Source organism: Paenibacillus sp. FSL R10-2796 (assembly GCF_037965315.1).
In the GTDB taxonomy this organism is placed as follows: Bacteria; Bacillota; Bacilli; order Paenibacillales; family Paenibacillaceae; genus Paenibacillus_AQ; species Paenibacillus_AQ odorifer.
The window spans coordinates 5,492,944-5,517,924 of record NZ_CP150178.1 but is presented as its reverse complement, the minus strand read 5'-3'; the positions used below and the strand labels follow the sequence as shown (position 1 = coordinate 5,517,924).

The 24,981-nt window shown below is 47.6% G+C and carries 12 protein-coding genes; 6 read left to right on the top strand and 6 right to left on the bottom strand.

Annotation, left to right across the window (positions count from 1 at the left end; all coding sequences use genetic code 11):
• Positions 1–6: 6 nt before the first annotated feature.
• The 5 genes from NST58_RS24725 to NST58_RS24705 all read right to left on the bottom strand — a co-directional run bounded on the left by NST58_RS24725 (position 7) and on the right by NST58_RS24705 (position 5,514).
• Positions 7–1,218 carry a site-specific integrase gene (locus NST58_RS24725; protein ID WP_339244489.1) on the bottom strand — a complete coding sequence of 404 codons (1,212 nt, stop codon included), beginning with the start codon at positions 1,216–1,218 and terminating at the stop codon, positions 7–9.
• Between the two features lie 974 nt (positions 1,219–2,192).
• Entirely contained in the window at positions 2,193–2,393 is a 201-nt protein-coding gene (locus tag NST58_RS24720) for a helix-turn-helix domain-containing protein (protein ID WP_076305336.1), read from the bottom strand.
• Positions 2,394–2,443: 50 nt separating this feature from the next.
• Positions 2,444–2,842 carry a sigma-70 family RNA polymerase sigma factor gene (locus tag NST58_RS24715; protein ID WP_076305335.1) on the bottom strand — a complete coding sequence of 133 codons (399 nt, stop codon included), beginning with the start codon at positions 2,840–2,842 and terminating at the stop codon, positions 2,444–2,446.
• Between the two features lie 131 nt (positions 2,843–2,973).
• Complete coding sequence (gene manA, locus NST58_RS24710; RefSeq protein WP_076305334.1) at positions 2,974–3,918, bottom strand: mannose-6-phosphate isomerase, class I; 945 nt, start codon at positions 3,916–3,918, stop codon at positions 2,974–2,976.
• A 1,371-nt stretch (positions 3,919–5,289) separates the two neighbouring features.
• Positions 5,290–5,514 carry a hypothetical protein gene (locus NST58_RS24705; RefSeq protein ID WP_076305333.1) on the bottom strand — a complete coding sequence of 75 codons (225 nt, stop codon included), beginning with the start codon at positions 5,512–5,514 and terminating at the stop codon, positions 5,290–5,292.
• A gap of 374 nt (positions 5,515–5,888) precedes the next feature.
• Between NST58_RS24705 and NST58_RS24700 the strand changes: the two genes are divergently transcribed.
• From NST58_RS24700 to NST58_RS24675, 6 genes are all read left to right on the top strand, one after another.
• Positions 5,889–6,827, top strand: coding sequence for an ABC transporter permease subunit (locus tag NST58_RS24700; protein WP_076305332.1), 939 nt, complete (start codon positions 5,889–5,891; stop codon positions 6,825–6,827).
• 6 nt (positions 6,828–6,833) lie between these two features.
• Positions 6,834–7,715, top strand: a complete 882-nt coding sequence (locus tag NST58_RS24695) for a carbohydrate ABC transporter permease (RefSeq protein ID WP_076305331.1) — start codon at positions 6,834–6,836, stop codon at positions 7,713–7,715.
• A 72-nt stretch (positions 7,716–7,787) separates the two neighbouring features.
• A complete protein-coding gene (locus tag NST58_RS24690) occupies positions 7,788–9,329 on the top strand; it encodes a DUF3502 domain-containing protein (protein ID WP_076305330.1) in 1,542 nt (513 codons plus the stop codon).
• Between the two features lie 38 nt (positions 9,330–9,367).
• On the top strand, positions 9,368–10,432 hold the full coding sequence (locus NST58_RS24685) for a glycoside hydrolase family 130 protein (RefSeq protein ID WP_076305329.1): 1,065 nt from the start codon (positions 9,368–9,370) through the stop codon (positions 10,430–10,432).
• A 130-nt stretch (positions 10,433–10,562) separates the two neighbouring features.
• The gene (locus tag NST58_RS24680; RefSeq protein ID WP_076305328.1) at positions 10,563–17,066 is read left to right on the top strand and encodes a discoidin domain-containing protein; all 6,504 of its coding nucleotides are present in this window, start codon (positions 10,563–10,565) and stop codon (positions 17,064–17,066) included.
• Between the two features lie 176 nt (positions 17,067–17,242).
• Positions 17,243–22,192 carry a discoidin domain-containing protein gene (locus NST58_RS24675; protein WP_339244487.1) on the top strand — a complete coding sequence of 1,650 codons (4,950 nt, stop codon included), beginning with the start codon at positions 17,243–17,245 and terminating at the stop codon, positions 22,190–22,192.
• Between the two features lie 245 nt (positions 22,193–22,437).
• Here NST58_RS24675 and NST58_RS24670 read toward each other — a convergent pair whose 3' ends face one another.
• Positions 22,438–24,759, bottom strand: coding sequence for a response regulator transcription factor (locus NST58_RS24670; RefSeq protein ID WP_076305326.1), 2,322 nt, complete (start codon positions 24,757–24,759; stop codon positions 22,438–22,440).
• Between the last annotated feature and the right edge of the window lie 222 nt (positions 24,760–24,981).

Sequence of the window (24,981 nt, the reverse complement as noted above, 5' to 3'; positions counted from 1 at the left end):
TTTTTATTAAAAGACTAAAACACCACTCATTGTTGATGCCGAAGATATTTTGGAACTGTACTCAAGATGAGAATAAATGTTGGCCGTTGTAGAATAGTTGCTGTGTCCCAGCCATTCCTGAATTTCTTTCATACTGACTCCATTGGCGAGTAAGAGGCTTGCACAACTATGACGCAGGTCGTGATAACGGATATGACGCAAACCATTTTTTTTAAGATTTCTAGTAAAGTTTTGTGTGATATAGCCGGGTTTAATTCGTTGTCCCAACTTATCCAGATAGATATACTCCTTGTAATCAGTGCAGTAGGATTTACCACACATGGCTTTATTGAGAGCTTGAAGCTCACGAATACGCAGCAGTAATTCCTCAAAGGCTGGCACAAGTGGTAAGGTGCGGCGACTTGGTTTATTTTTAGCCCGGTCCTTTTCAATGATGTGTTCCTGACCTTCAAAATAAACCGGAGTTACAGTGTGCCTAATACTAATCGTTTTATTTTCAAAATTTATAGCTGTCCATTTCAACCCAACTACTTCACTTCGCCGCAATCCATAAAAAGCCGCAAGAATGACTGCCAGTTCTATCAGTTCACCCTTAACTTTTTCGAACAGAATATTAGTTTCCTGCTTATTGTAGAAACTGCCTACAAAATCATTCTTCTTAGGTCTTTCAATCTTATCTGCTGGATTGGTGTTAATTAAATCATTTTTAAGCGCATGCTTTAGCGCTTTGCGAATATTAGCGTGATAGTGGAGAACCGTATTGGTCGTCACTCCATTTTCTTCAAGCTCGTACTGATAGTAATCTTGAATGTGACATGGTAATAGCTCTTTGAGGAACAGCCCTTTTTCTTCAAAGTAAGGTACAATATGATTATTAATGACGTTGTGATATGAAGCGTAAGTGATAAATTCTACCTGGTGTTTCATCATTGTAAGCCACTGAAGCATGAAGTCAGAAAATAGTGGTCCCTGATCAACTGGCTCTTCAGCTGGTTTTTCTTCGATAATTTCTTCAACTATCGATTCTTCCTTAGCAGCATTTAAAAGAAGAGTGAATTCCCTCCTTGTCTCTAATAGCAATGCTTCTGCTCTTTTTTTGTTTCCTTTTACCATAAGGCCAGTTGGAATCCACTTTGGTTTTCTCTTACCTTCTTCATTCTTGCAATTCAGGACAATATAAAAAAGACCTTTCTTTTCTTGTAGGTGGCCTGCTACCATGAATTTTCCTCCTTCATAGCAGCCCGCATTAACCCTACCATTGACGTATTAATTATAACACGTATGAGAACGGTGGTTCAATGCGGTAAAGTGTGAAAGTTACAGGATGAAGTACTGTTCCCAACTGAGGTTAAGTAATTGATAATATAGATTTTGGGGATTTTGTATATCCTACCAATCTTAAAGTACTGTATACGATCTGCTTGCAATAATTTGTAAGCAGTTTTTGTGCTTATGTTGCCTAGCATGATACACAATTGATCTATATTAACTACATCGGGAAAATCACAATACATAAACAGAAGTAAAGATTGAAATTCTAGCTTTCCTATATCATTTGGCATCTAAAGCACTTCCTTATCAAAGATAATTTTTGCAGATAAATGGAGGTTGGAGATGTTATTAATGAATCAATATATTCTTATCAAATTCATAGAGATCTGTTCAAGCTGCCGACGGTTACTCGACATCATAGCTTTTTTTAAAAGCTCCCCCTCATCCGAGCAGGCTGCCCCCAATGCAGTGACGCTGGCCAGGCAGAAGTATCATAATCCCCAATGCCGATCTTTGCGATTCATCCTACCATAGGACGATTCAAGTCGGAAAGATAGTCGCTCAGGACACATGTGATCCGTCTTGGCGCTTCCTCTTTGTCGCTTCTGCTGTGACAGGAGCAATGGGAAAGTACTTGAACAGAAGATATGTAGATATCAAAGAACGAGTAAGGGACTTAGAAGTGGTTTAGTAAAGCTTAGTGCCTATAATTTAAATGGGAATGAGACAAGTAATAAGCAATTGAAATTCTAAAATTTTGAACTGTTTTTTGCTCCTTTACATATCTGGATAGAATGATTTTACTAATATAAAGATACCCCTTGCCATAAAGACAGGGGGTTAAAAAATGATTACATAGATTTATTTATAAAAATATTTATTAATGAAAGCCTCTTGAAAAAATACACAATCTTCAAAATCTAACGATAATAACGTTTAAGATTAAAGCGACGTACTGCTAATATGAATTCTAATGTAAGGTGTTGTCTGCAATCCTCATCTATATGCCCATTTTGTTTTGCAAATTTATTTATAAGTGGTTGATAAAGAAAAATCAGTCTAGCTTCGGCATCACGATTGCCACTCTGAGCCAATTCAATAAGTGTACCTATTTCTTGCATAATGATTCCATCCCTTTTTAATTTAATGTAAGGTTAATAGAATTATTAGTTTAACAATATAAACAAAGATGCTCTTTTAATTTTCGTAATAAATTTGCTTTCATTTTACTGACAGCTTGTCTTGATATACCAAGATTATTGGCAATTTCTTTGTCAGTTTGGTCCTTACAGTACTTTAATACCAATACCTTCTTTTCTACAGCATTAAATTTCAATTCATCGATGATTTGTAAAAATGTAGCACGATTTTCGACTCGTATAGAGGACGATAAATAAATATTAAGGCTGGGGCTAATGTCATGCAATTCATTTTCGTCCAACAGAGTGGTATGAGAATTATAGCGAAGAGCTTTTTTAAAATAATCTCGACTCGCATGACGTAAACACGACTGTGCATAACTACTAAAAGCATTTTTAGTTGCTTTTTGATCTTTAATAATATTATGCATAAATCCATCTCCTCTCATAAAATAAATGGGAGTGATGAAAATAAAAGGCAACCTTAGGTTTTCATATAAAAAAATGTAAAAAAATTTTTGTATTTTTATTATTTAATTAGCACAATAGCATATGGTACAAATTATTCACATGAAATGATAAGCTGAAGCATTCCATCAATTTCATAAGGCCCGCAATCAACAGGAAGAATAAGATGATCACCTTTATTTAGTCTATACTCGTCGTCTAAGATCCTAAGAAAGCCACTGCCCTCAATCACACTAACGAGAGAATATTTCGGATGAGCAGGTAATTTTGTTTTTTTAAAGATTTCCCATTTTTCTACTGTAAAGAACGAATTCGAAACAAATATGGTTGTATTGAGTCCGTCATATTTGTGGGTTACATATGAAGACTGGGTATGTATCTGTGATGTGGTTATAACATCGACGGCTTTCTCTAAATGAAGTTCACGCAAATTCCCATTATTATCTCGGCGACCATAATCATACACTCGATAAGTTGTGTCAGAACTTTGTTGGGTCTCCAATACAACAATTCCTTTCCCCAAAGCATGTAATGTGCCACTGGGAACATAGAAAAAATCTCCTTTCTTTACTGGAATCCTTCTGAGTAGTTTCTCCCATTCCTCATTTAGAATCATATATTCTAGTTCCTGCTTAGATGATGCTTCATGCCCGTATATAATAGTGGCACCAGGTTCAGCATCAACAATGTACCAACATTCCGTTTTACCAAGCTCTCCATTCTCATTCTTATCGGCATAACTATCATCTGGATGCACCTGAATAGACAAATTGTCTGAGGCGTCCAAAATTTTAATGAGTAAGGGAAACACTAGTGAACTTGAATCGAACAGTTCAGGTTTCGAGTTCCATAGCTCCCCTAGTGACATACCTTGAAATACGCCTCCTTTTACAATGCTCTGACCATTAGGATGTGCCGATATCGCCCAGCATTCGCCAGTCGAGTCATTTGGAATGGGATAATTGAACAATTCTTTAAGTTTCGTTCCACCCCAAATACGTTCTTGAAAAACAGGTTGCAAAAAAATAGGTAGATTCATAAAAGTTATAACTCCTTTTTTAAATAATGGTTAAATATAAGGCCGGCAACACCAATTAAGTCAGCGAGATAGAGAATTAAATGATGCTGTAGATGAACGGATAGACATTTTGATTTGCGCCATTTGCTGAAAGGAATATATTTTTTGGTTTTGTCCTCCTCCTTGCCCTTCAGGAAATAAACAATCTTCGGATCGGTAATCAAAAATTGCAGATAGTCATGACCTGACTGTAGTTCATGTTGGAAGTTTAGCTGATTTGAGACAGGGTCGTTTTGGAGCGGCGGTTGATTTCATCTAAGTCGTTGTCAGTGAACAGCGAGAAAAGAGCACTCTACAGTAGGTTAACAGTGATTAGAACGAGCAGTAGAAAGGAGATCGTAAGCTTTTGAAAAGTTTTTAACGTAGAATACATTTCAGGATTCGAGTGTTGATTCCTCCATTGCTGCTGAGTTGTTTATTAAACTATAGGGTAAAACAGACACAAATGGTATCATCTTGCTTAAAAATGAGAGCTGTAGCTCCGTTTTGAAAAAGCTACGACTGAATTATGAAAGCGATAGGCGAATTTCGAAATGGACGCCGACCTGTGCACGCCTACGATGTTAGAAGATGGGCCTTCAGAAGGTGGGCTGAATAGGGGGTGACAAACTGGAGATGGAAAATAACTGATATGTTCAGCTAAAAAATAGGAGAACTGATAGAAACTCTTTTAGATCATAACAATTCATTTAGGTGAGCAGACTCGAGCAGGAGTGCAGACGGGATGACGTACAATATGAATAGCGTGCCTTTAAGAATAGACAACTCTTCGGAGTAAGCGATCACTTCATCAGGAACATGAAAAATCAGCGGCGTTTCCCTTATACCCAAGAATCGTTTCCGCATTCTTATTTATATGTGTAATCCGTTCTTTAGAATCGTAAACGATAATTACGTTGCCTACAGAGGACTGGGAAATGGCTTCTTGAAGCATATGCAGGGAGAGGAGCCAGCACCGCCAATATTGCTCAATATACTATATAATTAATCCGCTGCCGCTGCTCACTAAGATGCCCCTATAGATATAGGGGAAAGAGTACCGAAAAAAGTTGATCTGCCAATGACAACCAAACGGGCAGTCAACAGAGAAGCTGGCAAACCGCCAAAGAAAGCGGAAAAAATCAAATGATTATTGTATTAAGGTCTTTAATATTTATGGGCTTTTTCACACGCGAATCTGCTTCATTCAAAACTGGAGGCAAGACCGGTTGCATACCGTATCACTGAAGAAAAATCCATTGCAATAAGACAACTATATAAGCTGAACTTAAGAATGATAGCCAGCCGATGGACGAACCCCTTGCAGAGCATGGATTTCGTCCATGCAGCAAATTAGATTCTTAAGTTCACTCTATATAGAGAGTAAATGATATCTGTAGTACTTGGAAACATGATACTCACAGGCGAGCCCACTGTAGCTGCATCCACATTCAATGTCGTGGCTGCCGCTGCGTGCACTTGCGGCATTGGCATAACGTTCCGTATCGCGGCTCCGTAAACGCCACAAAGAGCGCATAGCCAACCCACCATAATCTTTGGAATTTTTCGTGCTCTCATCAATTCTCCTCCTTGAAGGCGCAAATTTTACAATAATGGTCTCCTGTTACCACCCCCCTTTTTCTATACCTCTAAAGTAACGGCTCTCCGGTCAGAAAAAAACGATAAATCCTTAACATCCTGTTGATATATTAAGGTTTTTTCTGGAATTTCGATTTTGTGCAGGCTTGTTCTCCGCATGCCATCAATTGTTTTATTTCAGACATTGATGCTTCTTGAAGTTTTGATGCTTTCGGGAAACGGGAGAGATTCATGTATATAGTAATTCCTGTTAAATCTCGCAATTGCGGGGTTTATAAGGTCTTGTTAATGTTAGCTCAGACAAGAAGAAGTAGACATGACTCATTACAACGAAACTAGGAGGTCTTTTAGGAATGCAACATGTGCGAGGTCGGGGGATGGGCTACAAGCTGCGGCAGATAGCGCGAAATCCTTTTTTATACTGGATGGCGGTGCCGGGGTTATTGTTCTTTCTTGTATTCAGCTATTTTCCGATTTACGGAATCATGATCGCTTTTAAGGATTATGACTTTTCCAAGGGAATCACTGGCAGTGACTGGGTGGGGCTGCGGAACTTCAATTATTTTTTCACATCCGATGATTTTTGGGTGATCCTGCGCAACACGGTACTGCTGAATGTGCTCTTTATTCTATTTACAACGCTTGCGGCTGTTCTGATCGCCCTGATGTTCAATGAGATTCGCAATAAGTATTTTAAAAGAATATCACAATCATTAATCTTTCTTCCTTATTTCATGTCATGGATTGTGATTGGCATGCTTGTCCAGTCATTCCTGGGTGGTGAATCGCCTCCGGTGAATGCTTGGCTTCAGAATCTGGGCTTTGAGCCGGTCAACTGGATGTTTGAGTCGGTGCTGTGGCCATGGATTCTGACGGTTATCCGGGTATGGCAGGGAGCAGGCTACCTTTCCATTATCTTTTTGGCAGCTATTACTGGAATTTCCGAGGATTTGTATGAAGCTGCCCGCATTGACGGCGCCTCGAAGATGCAGATCATGATGAAAATCACACTGCCTCTGCTGGTACCAACGATTTCCATTATGACCCTACTCGCAGTTGGCAAAATATTCAATGGGGATTTTGCCATGATTTATGCTATTATCGGGGACAATTCTCTGCTGTACCCTACCACCGATGTTATTGATACCTTCGTATTCCGCTCGATGAGGCAGCTCCATGATTTCGGAATGTCCTCTGCGGTAGGCTTGTTCCAATCCGTTATGGGGTTGATTTTTGTAATAATCGCCAATGCGGTTACTCGCAAAATGTCCAAAGAATCTGCTTTGTTCTAGGAGGAAATGATGAAACAGTCGTTGTCTGACCGCTTATTTACTGCTGCTGCCTATATTATTCTTGTAATCTTCACCCTGTTCTGTATTTTTCCCTTTCTACTGATGGTAATCGGATCCTTCACCGATGAGGGTGAACTGATTGTTAACGGTTATTCGCTTTTTCCCAAAAAATTCTCAGTTGCCGCTTACCAGGCGCTGCTGCATTCCGATGCCCTGTACCAGGGTTATGGTGTTACACTAATCGTTACGACCCTGGGCACACTGACCGCACTTTGCATATCAGCCATGCTGGCCTATTCACTGGCTAATAAACGAAATGTGTTGCAAACGCCGTTTTTGCTCTTTTGCTACCTGCCGATGCTTTTTTCAGGAGGGATTATTCCTTTCTATATTGTGGTCAGCCAGTGGCTGCATCTGCAGAATACCATCTGGGCGCTTATTCTTCCGCTGCTCTGCCAGCCTTTCCTGGTATTTCTGCTGGTCAGCTTTTTCCGGACCGTGCCGGAGGAGCTGGAGGAAGCGGCCCGGATTGACGGAGCCAATGAGATGAGAGTGTTCTTTCAGATAATTCTGCCGATCTCCAAACCGATCCTGGCTTCTGTAGGATTGTTCTACGCACTGTACTATTGGAACGATTGGTTTATGGGCCTGATGTTTGTTGACAACGAGAAGCTGTTCCCGCTGCAATTGATTCTGCGCCGGATGGTCTCCAACATGGAAGCGGCGAAGAATCTGATTCCGGCTTCCGCAGCGATTGCCACCCAGGCTCCGACCTACGGAGTACGAATGGCTACAACGGTCCTGACGATCGGTCCGATCGTCCTGCTGTATCCGTTTTTGCAAAAGTATTTTGTCAAAGGTCTTACCGTCGGTGCTGTCAAAGGCTGACCTTATCATGGCATTAACCGGAGTTTCCGGTTATCGCATATAAGCATTACACATTTAGGGAGGGTTATAAAAATGAAAAGAAAATTTCTAAGTACCACCTTGGCTGCGACCATGTCGCTTTCCATGCTGCTTGCCGGCTGTGGTGGCAATAACGGAAACAACGGCACTGCTGCCGAGGCAACAAATGCTCCACAGACTGGCGAACCAACCACTACGGTAGAGACTCCCAAAGAAGTTGTGGCGCTGAAAGCCTTTTTCCCGGGGGATAAGCCTACCGGCTTCGACGATGTACTCAAGGCCGTCAACGAGAAGCTGAAAGCCGATAATGTTGGAGCTTCGCTGAATATTAATTTCCTTCCCTGGTCCGACTACGGAAATTCGGTATCCGTGAAAATGTCCGCCGGTGAAGAATTCGACATGTATCTGGATGCTCCGTGGCTGTCACTGTCCCAAATGATTGCCAGCGGCTCGATTATTGCACTGGATGATATGGCAGCGGCGCGCAAGGAACTGAAGGAATCCATTCCCGACCAAATGTGGGATGCAAACAAATTCGGCGGCAAAATCATGGGGATTCCGCTGGGAACCACCCAAGGAACGCTCTACGGCTTCGTAATCCGCAAGGATCTGCGTGAGAAATACGGCATGCCTGAACTGAAAACGGTAGCAGATGTGGAGAAATTCCTGTACACAGTCAAAGAGAAAGAAAGCGATATCAAGCCGTTTATTATCGATGGACGTAGAGCGGATAAGTTGCCTATCATATTCTCGGATTCTGCAAATACATCACAGAATGATATCGAAACCTCCGTTCCGATGTTTTACTATTCAAACAGTGACAAGAAAGTTGTTGGCGCTTGGGATGCGAAAACGTTTGATCAGGCATTTGAACGCTCCACCAAATATTACAAAGACGGAATACTGTCCAAAAACATTGCCCAGGAGCAAAACGCTGTAACATTGTTCAACCAAGGCAAATATGCCTCAACACTGTATGCCAGCGACGGTGTAGAAGGACTGAAATATATGGATGTCCTTAAAAATCCCGGGGCCGGGCTTGAAGTTGTTGTTCCTTTTGATGAAGCCTCCAAACCGTATTCAACCTTCCAACAATGGAATTTCTTCTGTATCCCGAAAGCATCTAAGAATGCCGAGCTTGTTATGGATGTAGCCAACTGGCTTTCGATCAAGGAAAACCATGATCTGTTGGAGTATGGCGTTGAAGGCAAGGATTGGGAAGCTTCTGGAGACACCGGGTTCAAACAGCTTTCTGGATATTCGTTCCCCGGCTATGTAATGACCTGGCGTCCAACGCTTGTGCGCACTCCGGACAATATGCTCTCCGACGATAAGGAATGGTTCAATAAGTCGAGAGATGCAAAGACATTTACACTCAGCCCTGTTTCCGGATTCAGCTTTAATGCCGAAGCAGTGAAGACTGAATATGCCAAGGTCACTCCATTCTTTGATTCTGTTTATCTGCCGCTGTCCCAGGGCGTAGTGTCTGTGGATAAAGGAAAATTAATGCTAAAAGATAAAATTTTTGGTGTAGGTGGACAAAAGGTGATCGACGAGATTCAAAAGCAAATCGATGCTGTAACAAGCGCGCAATAGTCTGCAGTTAAAACTTATGAATTGAAAGAGGGGATCATGTGATAGAATTACGCAGTTTATATAATCCGATTATTACAACAAGTGACGTCAAGCCTTCGCGTCCTGATTTCAAAGTGCTAGGCGCTTTCAACGCAGGAGTTGCCCGCTATGGTGATGAGACCATTCTGCTGCTTAGGGTAGCAGAGGCACCGGTGTCAACAGAGCCTGGCAAGCTGCTCATCCCGATACTGAACGAAACGGACGGGAAAGTCAGGGTAGAGCAGCTGGCGCTTGACGATGAACGGTATGATTTCTCGGATTCGCGTTTTGTCGCCGAGAACGGGAAGATGATGATGCTGACCTCCATGTCCCATCTTCGGGTTGCGCGCAGCCACGACGGTATCCATTTTACGGTTGAAGATCATCCTGCCCTGTTTCCGCAGGGGTCACTAGAATCCTGGGGAATTGAAGATCCCCGCATTACCGCTATCGGCAGCAAATTCTATATCACGTATAGCGCGGCCTCTATCCGTGGAGTCGGCGTGGGGCTGGCTGAAACGGAAGATTTCAAGGTGTTTACACGTCATGGCGTTATACTCGCCCCGGAGAACAAGGATGTGATGCTCTTTCCAGAGCAGATCGGCGGGAAATACTATAGTCTTCACCGTCCAGTTCCTCATTCTTTCGGAGCTCCGGAGATGTGGATTGCCGAATCCAAGGATCTGTTCCACTGGGGCAATCACCGTTTTCTGATGGGGTTGCGCCCCGGAGAGTGGGACGGAGGGAGAATGGGTGGAGGTGCCGTTCCGTTTCGGACAGAGCGCGGCTGGCTGGCCCTGTATCACGGGGCGGACACGAAGCACCGTTACTGCATGGGAGCGGTTCTACTTGATCTGGAGGATCCAGGTAAGGTGCTTGCACGCTCGGTGCGTCCGATTATGCAGCCGGAGGACGATTACGAGCTGAACGGGTTCTTCGGGGGAGTGATCTTCTCCTGCGGCGCCCTGCTGCTGGGCGAAACCGTCCGCATGTATTACGGGGCAGCGGATGAAGTGATGGCTGTTGCCGATATTCCGCTCCAGGATATTTTTGATACCCTGTCTTACGAAGAGCCGTTGATCTAGTACCAGCCCGCAGGAAATAAGCGATCCGGTATCCCGAAGGTATTGCCGGGGGATACCGGATTAACCAATTTGTGTGTCAGCCCGCAACAATATTGAAAAAATGAAAACGCTTAAGAATGGGAGGTATTAAATGCTTACAATGAAAAGCTTCAATATCCCAAAGCTGCTGGTTATGACTCTGATCGTTTCGTTGCTTGGCAGCAGTGTATTACCCGGTTATAAGAACGGCGGCAAAGCTGATGCAGCAGCGCTCAGTCAGACAATCGAGGATTTTACGGATGTAAGCGACTGGACAACCAACAGGGCAAGCATTGCAGCAAGCAATATCGGCACCGTGAACACAGGTTACGTAAAAATCGGCACCGAAAGAGGGTACGGCTCCGTAGATAAAAAGGTCACCTATGACCTGGAGGAATACCCTACTCTTACAGTCGACGTCGCTCAACTTGACGCGGGGGCGAAGTGGGCGCTCAAAGTGAATGACACAGATGCAGACCAATCAGACAAATTGCTGGAAAATGATACAACCAAGACTGGTAAACAAACCTATAATCTCAAAGCACTCACCGGATGGAGCGGCAAAAAAACATTTAAAATCCGTCTGTACGTTATCGCTGCAAATGGGAGCGGCAAGGGCGTACAATTCAGCTCAATCGCAATATCCGGTTCGGATTATGTGCCTGTCTCGTCGATCCATGTGAAGGGTGAAAGTCAAACCCTGGAGATTAAAAGCAATGGCGGCAAGCTTCAAATGATAGCCGAAGTGAAACCTGAAAACGCTACCACGACAAACGTAAACTGGTCGGTTAAGGCAACGGACGGAAAGCCGACCGATCTTGCCGAGATTAGCGAAGCTGGCATGCTGACATCGAGAGGAAACGGACAGGTCAGGGTCATCGCCTCGGCGAAGGATGCCTCCGGGATCTCCGGTGAAGCTGCGGTGACCCTCAGCGGTCAAAAGGATATCCTTCGTGAGCTTCCCGAGTATGTCGGTAATGTCAGACTATGGGGAGATTCGGACTTTGACAGTGATTCGATTAAGAATAGCGATGCGAATCAATGGCGCTGGTTGAGCTATCCGTTAAGCCGGCTGTCGCTCAATCCCAAGCAAAGCAAGCTGAAGAGCAATCTGGATTTATCGCTGGAATATATGGTGGGCGGGCTGGGTACCGCTCCGGTACAACGCGAACAGCAATCCGTCGTCCGCATGAGTGTGAACAACGGAGTCCAGCAAGAAGCGAGCAGCGTAAGCACCAGCTGGTACCCGTACAAGCTGACATTTGATGCCCTGTACTCCAATCTGAATGCCAAGATCAGCGGATATGAATTTTTCGCCGATAAGGATTCGATCATCCGCGTGTTCAATCTGGACGGTCCTGACGGAAAAACAATGACGCTGAGCGGCGTCGGCAACGGGTCAGTCACTTGGCTGGATGACAAAAAAGTGATATTGATCGAAAGCACCGGCTACAGCTATGCCATTAACCTAGCGGGCATAGACGGCAGTGGACAAATCTACGCCTTGTCGCAAAAGCCTTCTGTTGACGGAAGCAGCTGGAGCATCAGCATTCTGTTCGGCGCTGGAACAAGCAGCGTTGCATACGGATATGGTTTCTCGACAGCTGCGGAAGGCAGCCAAAAAGCCATAGAAAGGGCGAAGCAACTCTTCGATCAACCGGTTGCCGTGCGTCTGGCCCAGACGAAAGCCTATTGGGACGGTACCTTGGGCCACGCTCCGAAGCCGCAGAATTGGGGCATTACGGAGGTGGATAGTCAAGGCGTGACGCCCGAACAGCATAGACGCAGCTACTATGCAGCCTGGACGTATTTGCTGGATTCTATTCTGACCGAGACGCCGGAAAAAGACTTTAATTACAGACAAGTCACGCTGGGACGCGGTTCCGGATGGAATTCCGGACACGAAAAAAGTCCGAGAAGTGCCGCCTGGGAGTCCTTTTACAACATTCAGCTTGTGTCCTATCTGGACCCGGCGACCGCATGGAGTGCACTGGAAGGATTTATGTCACTGATCGACCAGAACGGCTCGCTGAGCGGTGAAGGACTGCCTACCCAAAAAGCGCATACGGCATGGGTCGTTTACAGCATGGACCCTGATAAAGATCGCCTTCAGGCAGTGTATCCCGCAATCAAACGTCATTTGAAATTTTCAGCGGATAATCCAAGATGGATTTACGGAAGCCACAATTATTCGGATGAAAAAGATATATCGTTTGTGTCCCACTTCCTAAAGGACGCGGATTATGCCATCAACATCGCGAAGGAACTCGGGCTCAACGAGGATGTTGCTATGTGGCAAAAGCTGCAAATGCAGTTGACAAATCAAGCCAGAGATTGGTTTTTCGCACCGGATAAAATATACAATTTTAGTTTTGTAGACAAGGGCGTTCATTACTACGCGGACCGAATGACGGATGATCCCAACTATATTGCCGAGCTGCTGGTGAACCAGCTGCCTCAGGATCTGACAGAACGGCTTGTTGCTTACTATAAGCAAACATCGGACCCGAATAAGGAATTGCTCGGTTGGAGCTTCGCCAAATATGGAGACGTGGCGAATACGGCTGTGGGGTTGTTTGACAGCGGACTGACAGCCGAAGCACGCCAGTTCATCGACAGCATGATGAGACATTCAATCCGGACAGGTGAGTTCTGCGAAACGATGGAGTCCGGCAATTTTAATCCGCAAGGCGTCACGCCGTCCTCTTTCACAGCTACTCTCATGATTGATTATACTTGGCTGAAAAATGGCGTGCGTTACGACCAAGGCAAGCCTACAGCACTGATCGACCCAGCGGATAAAAGCGCGAAATCCATCGCCGACGGCATCCCGTATATTGTCACACCTGCAAAAAATGCGGAAAAGCTGCAGCTGCCCGCCGTTCCGAAGGGATTCGAGATCGCAATTGAATCGTCCGGCAACCCGGCAGCGGTCAGCGTGGATGGTATAATTCACACATCCGTGGCGGAGCGAGTTGATTTAGTACTGCGTGTTACAAAGCAATCGGATCAATCGAACGCCCTGACCCGGACCTTGTCCGTCCCACTTCCTGTCAAAGTGCAGGAAGTTGTCGTGAGCACGGCCAATCAAAGAGATCAGATCACGGAAAAGTATGGCACCGTTCAAATGATGGCGGTGATTAAGCCCGACAACACAGACGAAAGCCTCAACTGGAGCGTGTCAGGTGTGGACGGAAAACCGACAAGCGCTGCCCAAATCACAAAAGACGGCGTGCTCACTGCCACTGGCGACGGAACTGTCAGAGTCGTGGCCACGGCTACATCGGGCGTGAAGGGCTTCAAGGATATGGTTATTGCGAATCAGAACGTTACAAGCCTGGCGTTTAACAAAACCGCGACGGCATCCCGTTCGGAATCCGGCTCTTTGCCTGCCGCAAGCGCTGTGGATGAGAATCCGACGACTCGCTGGGCAGCAGGCACGGGGGGCGAGCAATGGATTTCCGTCGATCTGGGCAGGACATACAATATCAACAAAGTCGTATTGTCATGGGAAGCCGCTTATGCCAAAGGCTATCGCATCCAAGTATCAGGCGATGCCTCGAACTGGAGCGACGCCTATACAACTTCGACCGGTGGAGGCGGACTGGAGGTACTGTTATTCCCGTCAACAGCCGCCAGATACGTGCGGATGCTGACAACGGCAAACGGACCGTTCAACAGCTATTCTTTATATGAATTTAAAGTATATCCGGACCCGGAATCGATTGCGGCAACGCCGGTTACCGGCATTGTCGTCTCCGGCAAGGATGGCGTAAATGCAATTGTTAAAAAGAATGCCCCGCTGCAGATGACGGCCTCGGTCAGTCCTGCCGATGCAACTGATTCGCGTGTAAGCTGGAAAGTTACAGATGTGGTCGGGAACCCGACGACTCTTGCTGCAATCGATGCGCGCGGGATGCTGACGCCTAAAGACAATGGCAGCGTCAAGGTCCTGGCGACGGCGGCTGACGGCTCGGGCATAACCGGAGAAGCAACCGTTATCATCACAGGTCAGGATACAATGAATGCGGCCATGGGAAAAGCTGTAACGGTATCCTCGTTCGATTCATACGCCAAGGAAGGAGCAGTCGACGGCAACACAGGCACGCGCTGGGCTTCGAGTGGAAACGAGGCGAACCCTTGGATTGTTGTCGATCTCGGGAGCGTCTATAAGATCGACAGAGTCGTTCTGAACTGGGAAGCCGCCTATGCCGACGGCTATCGAATTCAAGTATCGAATGATACCTCCGAATGGAAAGAGGTTTATTCAACCACAACCGGCAAAGGAAGCATAGAGGATATTTCCTTTGATGCCCAAAACGCGAAATTTGTGCGTTTGTATGTGACGAGCAAAAAGACGGAATGGGGAGCTTCACTGTGGGAGTTCGAAGTATATACGGCTCCCGCCACGATTCCGGGAACGCCAGACGGAGTACAGGCCGCCGGTCGCGACGGATCGGCAGAAGTGAGCTTCCTGGCACCGGCTGACAATGGCGGCTCCGGGATACTGAAGTACAAGGTAACCGCCTGGCTGAACGCCGAGTCTGTCCAGACGGCAGAGGGAACGGCGAGCCCCATTTTCGTGACCGGTCTGAGCAACGGGAAGGTCTATACGTTCACGGTCTCGGCAATCAACGCTAAAGGCAGCTCGCCTATGTCTGTGCCGTCGAATGAAGTCACTCCGATGGCGTCAGTGCCGGCGGTGCCGGACAATCTGACTGCGGTGCCGGGCGACGGTCAGATCGATCTGACCTGGGATGCCGTGGCCGGAGCGGACAGCTATGAGGTGTACAGCTATGAAGGTACGGCTGAACCCCGGGATCAGAGCAGCTGGAAGCTGGTTAAGTCCGAGCTCCCGGACACCTGGCTTACTGTGACCGCTCTTACGAACGGCACAAGCTATGCCTTCGCGGTGAAGGCGGTGAATGCGGCAGGCGAGAGCGAATTCTCGCAGGCGGCAGTCGCCGTGCCGACAACAGTATTGCCGGACGCGCCGGACGCGCCGGACCATCTGGCCGCAGTAGCGGGTGACGGCCAAGTGGTTCTGAGCTGGAACGCTATGCCGCGCAGCGTGACCTATGCAGTGTACCGCTTCGAAGGTACCGAAGCACCGCTAGATCCGGCTCAGTGGATTCAGGTGGTTGAAGCTGTGCGGGGCACATCGTACACGGTAACCGGTCTGACGAACGGTTTGAGTTATGTGTTTGCGGTGAAGTCAGCCAATGCGGGAGGCGTAAGCGACTTCTCGGGAACCGCAGTGGCAACGCCGGGGGCACCCCAGCCGCAGCTACCGGAAGCGCCGGACCCACTCAGTGCCACGGCAGGCAATGGGCAAGTGACCTTGAACTGGAACAGTGTGGCTGGAGCAGTCAGCTACGCGGTGTATAAACACGAAGGGGCTTCAGCTCCGGAGATTCCGGAAGCGTGGGAATTGGTGAAGGAAGGGATCACCGAATCAGCTTATACGGTCGCTGGTCTGACAAACGGCACAAGCTATGCGTTCACGGTAAAGGCGGTCAATCTGGGAGGAGCAAGTGAACTCTCCGGGGCTGTGATTGCGGTACCGGTGGCACTGCAGCCTTCGGTGGACAACAACCCGAGTCCAAGCTTCCCTACGGCCACGGACAACTCCGTCATCAAGTCAGTAACCGGAACGATTGTTCTCCCGGCCGGACGGGCGGGAGAAGTCAGTCTAGGCGATCAGGTAGTCCTTTCTGTGCCGGCAGGAACGGCGGAGCAGGAGCAGCGGATCACCATTGGGAAGGTGGCTGACATTGCCCAACTGAAGAACGATCAAGGCACACTCATTAGCGATGTGTTTGAGGTGCTGAAGAACATCATCGGAAACTTTAAACATTCAGTTACGCTGTCGCTGAAGTTCGATCCGTCCGCCGTGAAGACAGACCAGCGGGTCGCAATCTTCTACTATGACGAAGCCCGGAAGGTGTGGGTCGAAGTGGGCGGTAAGGTGGAAGGCAGCCGGATCACCGCCGAGTTGGATCACTTTACCAAGTTCGCGGTGCTGGCTGTGGACGTGAAGAAAGATGAAGGCAGCGTGCAACCGCAGCTGTTGCCAACCTTCACGGACATTGCCGGACACTGGGCGGAGAACCTCATCCGCAGAGCGGCCGGCCAGAAGCTGGCCGGGGGGTATACGGACGGCAGCTTCCAGCCGAACAAGTCGGTAACGCGTGCAGAATTCACGGTCATGCTGATGAACGCGTTGAAGAGCGAAATGGCAAGTGCAGCCCCGGCCTTCAAGGACCAGGAGAAGATTGGCGCCTGGGCAGCTGAGGCAGTAGCTCAAGCGGTAGCGGCGGGAATTATTAGCGGGTACGAGGATGGAAACTTCCGTCCGGATGTGTTAATCACGCGGGCAGAGATGGCGGTCATGATCGCGAAGGCATTGGATCTGCCGCTGGATTCGGCAGGCGCCACCAACTTCACCGATGATGTGAAGATCCTGGCATGGGCGAAGACTGCGGTCAAGGGTACCCAGGCGCTGGGCATCCTAGAGGGCCGCGGCGCAGGGCGGTTCGCACCGGCTGAGCCGGCGACACGCGCCGAGGCTGTGACTGTGCTCCTTAGAATGCTGGAGCATAAAGACGGGAAATAATCGTTTGTTGGCGGGCACATGCATAAACAACATTTCTTGTTTTATACATTGTGCCCGTTTATTAATATGTAAAAACGTAAATCGATGCATGTGCAAAAAGAATTGCTCTATATAGGTTACTAAGAACAACAGTGGTGCCGTCTGTCAGTGCTCCGCCGCTAAGGGGGTTAAGAATTATGTTGAAAAAGTCAGCCGTATTAGTAATCATCGCCAGTATGTTATCCACTATGTGGGGGGTACCACCTGAAGCAAGGGCAGCTGAACCTGCGAGAAAGGTCGTACAGGCAGCCATTCCCGATGTTTCCAAGTTCCCGAATAATCCTGCGCCGTACAGCTATATGGATTGGAAACAGCGCGCATTGGATTATGATGCTTTTGTGTACGATTGGAATAAGACAAGCCCATTACCGACGATTCAGTGGGACGAGACTCACTACAACCTCCCCTACAAAACATTCAAGATGCCTTCTTACCTGGGAGATATCAGATTAAGCCAGGATGGGGAACAGGAGGCCGTGAATATGCTGGCTAGCATAGCGGGGGCCTCACTGTCCGGCGTAGATAAAACTAACCAGAACGGCATGAATTATGTTGATCTGATCCGGACGTTTAAGCATGATTTCAATGACAGGAAACTGTTCTTCAATTGGCCGAACCCCACGCATGAGCGGAATCAGACCGACTGGTGGTATGATCTTGCCCCGAACATGCTGTATTACATTATAGCTGATTTATATCCGGACGATCCGCATGCGAATGAGCTTAGGACCGGCATCGCGGATGCGTTGTACAAAATGACGGTTAATTTGGGCGGACCGAACGTTAACTTTTGGCATCAATCCTATAATCATGATACGCAAACTCCCGTGAATAAAAGTTGGAAGGTTCCTGAAGCGGGGATGATCAGCGGCTTAATCCAATATTGGGAGTACAAAAGAACAGGCGATGCCAAATATTTGAACGGTGCCAAATGGAGCATGAATTATTACAATGACCTTGGAAGCAATCCTTACTATGAGGTTGGTGCCATGTTCGCACCTTATATTGCAGCCAGAATGAACGCTGAGGAGGGAACGAATTACGATCTAAATCACCTGTTCAAATGGATTCTGTCCGGCTCAAGCGTAAGAGGTGGCTGGGGAACGATACAGGAGAATTGGAATGGATATGATGCTTATGGGCTGCAGGGCAGCCGGTCAGACGGAGGCGGCTATGCCTTCTTGCTGAATACGTTCGCGACTGCGTTTTTTGCTCCTGTGGTGAAATACGATTCAAGCTATGCGAATGTCGTAGGCAAGTGGCTGCTGAACTCCAGCAATGCCGCACGCTTTTTCTACGCGGACCAGATGCCAGCAGACAAGCAGTATTACGGGACAAAATATCAGGATGCTCCTGAAAAGGTAATCGCTTACGAAGGACTGCGCAAAACACAGGACGGCCAATCGCCTCGCTCAACCGGTGATCCGCATAAGTACTGGAGCAGCTGGGGCTGCGGTGAGACCTGCTCCGATCTTGGTTTATACGGAAGTAGTTGGGCTGGATTCTTCGGTGCTATCCTCAAAAACACAAATGTGGAGAAAATTCTGCAGATTGATTTAAATGCGCTAGATTTCTACCAGACAGGAAAGAGTCTTCCGACATACTTGTATTATAATCCGTATCAAACGGATCAGAATGTCCAAATCTCGTTGAGTTCTGCATCGGACTTGTTCGATGTCATTTCGGGTGAATATGTAGCGAGAAATGTGTCAGGTTCTCAAACCTTCCATGTTCCCGCGAGCAACTCTGTCGTGCTCGTTGTTGCGCCGTCCGGAAGCAAGCTTACTTACACCGATAATCGGACACTCATTGATAGAGTACCGGTGGTATATGCCAACGCACCACAAGATCTGGCACAAGGAAAAACGGTCAAAGTATCAAGTGTGGACAAGTCACAAGCAGCAGATCTCGCCGTAGATGGCGATCCCAATACCCGTTGGGCATCCACCAATACTGATCCACAATGGATGTATGTGGACCTCCAAGAAATTCACAACGTGAACAAAGTTCGGTTAAGCTGGGAAGCAGCATATGGAAAAAGCTACAAAATCCAAGTGTCCAACGATGCTTCAATCTGGACAGATGTATACTCGACGACGAGCGGCAATGGAGGAATCGACGACATTTCATTCACTACCACAAATGCCAGATATGTGAGAATGTGTGGTACGGAAAGAGGTACCACTTACGGCTACTCCTTATATGATTTTAAAGTATACGCTGCACCCGAGACGGCCCCCGATGCGCCTGTGGGCGTGCAAGGAATTGGGGGAGATGGTACAGCGATCGTAAGTTTCGTACCACCGGTAAATAACGGCGGCAGCGCAATCCAAAAATACAAGGCGACAGCCTGGCTGGGCGCAACAGCTATAAAAACTGTGGAAGGTATGTCCAGTCCGATTACCCTCTCGGATCTTTACATCGGCAGTGAATATACATTTACGGTTACAGCCGTTAATGCGGTTGGAGAGTCTCAGCCATCGACTCCCTCCAATATTACGGTCGCATTGCAAAACTTGGCAAAGGGTAAACAAACAACCGCTTCATCAAGCCCGAATGCACAAGTAGCAGCAGGTTATGCGGTAGACGGCGATCCGGCTTCAAGATGGGGATCAGAAGCATCCGATCCGCAGTGGATATATGTGGATCTTGGTTCAAGTTATAAAGTGAACCGAGTAAAGCTGAACTGGGAGGCGGCCTACAGCAAGAGCTACAAAATTGAGGTATCGGATAATGCTGCCGATTGGACAGAAGTCTATTCAACAGAGGCGGGCGACGGGGGGATCGATATGATCACATTTGACCCTGTCAATGCCCAATATGTACGGATGTATGGCACGCAGAGAGGGACGAATTACGGATATTCCCTTTATGAATTCGATATCTACCGTTCATGGGTCCCAACGTCACCGACGGGTGTAAGTGCGGCAGCCGGTGACCGCGAAGCGACGGTTAGCTTCACAGCACCGATGAGCAGCGGTACTAATCCTATATTGTCTTATAGGATAACAGCATGGGAGGGGGATCAGGCTGTAATAACGAAGACGGGAGCTTCAAGTCCGATCCTTATGACGGGACTTGAGAATGGCAAGACTTATAGGTTTACGGTAATCGCAACTAGTGCAGCAGGAGATTCCCAATCCTCCGATCCTTCAAATGAAGTGATGCCTGTAGCCGTCGTGCCAGTCGCACCGGGCAATCTGCAGACAACGGCAGGCAACGGTCAGGTCGAATTGACATGGGACACGTCAACGGGAGCAGACAGCTACGAGGTGTATAAGTATGAAGGGTTTGCAGCGCCAGTAAGTGCAGGGGACTGGGTCTTGGTCCAGGCAACTGTGACAACCACAACCTACAGAGTGACAGAGCTTGTGAACGGCAAGAGCTACGCGTTCGCCGTGAAGGCGGTAAACAAGGGGGGCACGAGCGATTTCTCGGTAGCTGCAGTGGCGACGCCGACTAAGCCATTGCCCGGCGCGCCAGTCGCACCGGACAATTTGCAGACAGCGGTAGGCAACGGTCAGGTCGAATTGACATGGGACACGTCAACGGGAGCAGACAGCTACGAAGTGTATAAGTATGAAGGGTTTGCAGCGCCAGTAAGTGCAGGGGACTGGGTGTTGGTCCAGGCAACTGTGACAACCACAACTTACAGAGTGACAGAGCTTGTGAACGGCAAGAGCTACGCGTTCGCCGTGAAGGCGGTAAACAAGGGGGGCACGAGCGATTTCTCGGTTGCTGCAGTGGCGACGCCGACTAAGCCATTGCCAGGTGTGCCAGCCGCGCCAGGCAATCTGCAGACAGTGGCAGGCAACGGTCAGGTCGCATTGACATGGAATGCGTCGACCGGAGCGGACAGTTACGCGGTATTCAATTATGAAGGAACATCTGCGCCGGAAACTCTGACCGATTGGGTTAAGGTGCAGGAGGGTATAACAGGAACCAATTACACGGTGACGGAATTGACGAACGGAACCCGCTACGTATTTGCGGTGAAGGCGGTAAACACAGGCGGGGAGAGTGTCTATTCGGCCGCTGCGACCGCGACACCGATGGGGCCGCACCCACAGAATCCTGTCGACAACAGCACACCGGTCATTGACAATTCGGTTGTTAAATCGTCCGGGGGCAGCATCGTGATCCCGACTCGAAGAGCAGGCGAAGTCAGTCACGGCGACCAGGTAATCATCGCGGTGCCTGCAGGAACAGCGGAGCAGGAGTTGTGCATCACCATTGAGAAGGTCAGCGATACGGCACAACTGAAGAACGACCTGGGAACATTGGTTAGCGAGGTGTTCGAGATACTGAAGAATCTGAGTGGCAACTTTAAACATAACGTCAAGCTGACGCTGAAGTTCGATCCTACAGCGGTGAAGGCAGGCGAGCGGGTAGCGATCTTCTACTATGACGAAGCCCCAAAGCTATGGGTTGAAGTGGGCGGAAAGGTGGAAGGCAACCGGATCACCGCCGAGGTGGATCACTTCACCAAGTTCGCCGTGCTGGCAGTGGATGTGAAGAATGAGGAAAGCAGCGAGAGTAAACAACCGCTGCCGACCTTCATGGACATCGCCGGACATTGGGCGGAGAAACTCATCCGCAGTGCGGCCGGGCAGAAGCTGGTCGGGGGCTATCCTGACGGAAGTTTCCAGCCGGACAAGACGGTGACGCGGGCGGAATTTACGTTCATGCTAATGAACGCGCTGAAGACCGAAGCGGTGGGTATAGCCCCAGCTTTCAAGGACCAGGAGAAGATTGGTGCCTGGGCGACTAAGGCAGTGGACCAAGCGTATGGAGCTGGAATCATCAGCGGATACGAGGACGGAAGCTTCCGTCCGGACGCGGCGATCACGCGAACAGAGATGGCGGTCATGATAGCGAAGGCGCTGGGGTTGCCGATGGATCCGGTAGCCGGTACAGGATTCACGGATGACGAGAAAATTCCGTCATGGGCGAAGGCTGCAGTCAAGGGCATCCAAATGCTGGGTATCATCCAAGGCCGCGGCGCAGGCCACTTTGCTTCAGCCGAGCCGACGACTCGGGCCGAGGCCGTGACTATGCTGCTTAGAATGCTGGAGCTTGAAGAGTAACTTATTTCAAGATATGACGATCCACTCGAATGCGAGGGTGGCAGCTAAGTGGAAATTTTAAGAGTAAGAGCGAGAGGCAGGTCAGAGGTTTATTCTTGATCTGCCTCTTTATCGTGTTTTTTGGAAGTATAAAAAAGCTGACATAAAGACCTTTTATGGTCGATAGGGCAGCTTGAAATTGTTACTGTCCAGCAGCAAACGCTCGAATCTCTGAAGCTTCGCATAGCGATTGCTGTTCTCGGAATTTACTTGTTAGATTTACGATACACAGCCGGAGTGACGCCGTATCTTCTTTTGAAAGCAATATAAAAGGTATTCAAAGAGGAAAAACCATATTTCAGCACAATTGGCTCAATGGCTTCATCGCTTCTTACTAGTTCCTCGCTAATCATACTCAGACGCTTCTCGGATATCGTCTCAGTGATGGAGCGATTAGTCTCATTCTTGTACAGATTTCTAATATAGTTCACAGAGAGGCCAAGCTCATCCGATAACATCTTGACTGACAGATTGGCATTTGTCAGATGTCTCTCAATGATACTGTCTACCTGCTCAACCAGACCGGCGTTCTTGGAGAAGCTGCGTGCTTTGGCAAGTTCATCTAAAAATTGAGCGGCTATCTCTGACATCCAATATGTAACAGCTTCCAGGGTTTCTAGCTTGATGATCTGATTCTCAAGTGTTGTCATACTCCATGAGCTTGGTAGCAAAGACCGGTGAGACACCTCCTGCATCGATCGGCGGATATCCATAAATAAAGTAATCAATGACATTTTACATTCAAAATAAGGTCTTTCCCGGAGAGACGAGACTGCGGTACGCAGACTTTCCATGAAGGAGAGGGTATCAGTTTTATTGATCGCCTGCTCCATCTGGCGCTCAAGATCAAGCGGCATTTGATAAAGCTCTGCACCCTCTGTATCGGAATTTTCCTCAATTATGAATGATCCATGGCCCTTTCGGAATCGTTCCTGGGTCATTTCATAGCTTTCCATATAACCTTCATGCAGTTCTGGTAAACCTTCCAAATATTTTCCGCAGGCGACCGTGGTTCCAATGGATAGAAACTGCTCTACGAGTTTCTGTGCCTGGCGGAGCTTCTCGCTAAAAATAGCTGCAGACTGCCCCTTGCCCACAGGGAGAAGTACAGCAACATGGTCCTTGCCCATATCCACGGTCTGAATTCCATAAACTTCATCGGTCTGCAGAGCTTCTTGAATGATATTGGCCATGGCGAAGCGGAGGAGTCGTTGGTCTTTATCCGAATAACGCAGGCTAAAATCAGCGAAATGATCAATACGGAAGATGGAAATAGATATATTATCCTCAGGAATTTTAATACCGAGGTCCCTGCAGATGTTTCGGATCTCCGAAATGGATTGCGAAGGTTCCCCCAATAATTCCCGTATAAACCGTTCCCGTGCCAGCACCTTATTATGCCGTCCATGTTCGGCCAGCTCAAGGATTCTTTCATTCTGCGAGAAAAAAACCCGTGAAAGATACACAAGCTCGTTAGCCTCCTGTTGGCCGTCCAGCTGCTGCGCTTGATGCTGCTCCATGACATTGTGCACGAGCTCCTGAATGGGTGAGTATACCCGCCTAGATAACAGAATAATCACCCATAACGATACGGCAAATAAGCCGGCAAACAACAGCAGTGTCAGATTCCGGAGAAAAGTTATTTTGCTTAAAATAATGGATTTGGGGATTGTCTCAATAATTTTCCAGTTCTGGATACCGTTGATTGACGTATTAGCATAGATTAGCATCAGGTCTTTCTGGCCCTGCGGCTTAAAAATCTGCCAACCGTTCGGGCTCCTCCCGCCGGCCTCGCTGAACTCACGGATCTTTTCCTGATCCAGCTTTACGGTACTAAAAATAAGCTCGCTCTTTTCATTGAGCACAAGGATGCTGGTCTCCAGATAATTGCTATTATTCTGAAGCAGAGTCATGATGCTGTCGGTGTCGACATTCAGTACAAAAGCAGAAATGGATTTTCCAGTCTCATAAGGAATAATTGCCGTAATGACCTTTTTTAATTTGCCGGACTCTAAAGGCAGCGGTATGGAGCGAGGGATCAAAAAGGCTCCGTCGGTTAGCTTGCGGTTTCGCAACCGCTGCAGCACTTCTTGATCATAAAAGCTGTTGAAATCGGTTAAGCCTAGCCTGGAGTCAAGAATTTGCTGCGTATAATCATTAATAAGATAGACGGAGTCAAGGGAAGGATTTCCGTTCTTAACATTCATGAGCCGGCTCCAAACCGCATAGGTATCTAGATCACTATGTTCCTCTGAGAGCGCATACGATTCGATTTGCACGTCAGAACTGGAGGAGTATGCATAATTGATGGACCATTCCATAAGCTGGGCAGTATTTTTGGCGCCGTTGATCAGCAAGGATTTTGAGTGGTCGCCAATTTCCTCAAGCAGCGTTTTGGAAGAAAGGGAATAGAGCGCAATAAAGGAAATAGCCAGTACCAATACATTGGCACTGACGAAATAAATTATGATTTTTATAAAAGTAGGACGTTGTTTAAAAAGTAACCGGGATCGTTTGAATTTATGCATGCTCTGCCCCCGTCTTTCTATTATGGATCACGTTGCGTTATTATTGTATCACACCGATGCTGCTAATGAAGTTAATCGATGGTTTTTGAAACTGTGATGCTTTTGAGAAACGCATAAAATTATGCAGAGCATTCAGAAAAAGGATGCAGATAAGATATTATTATTTCCTGGGTGATAAAATAAGGGTATGGATCTTGTCGGGTGGGTAAATTGAATCGATTT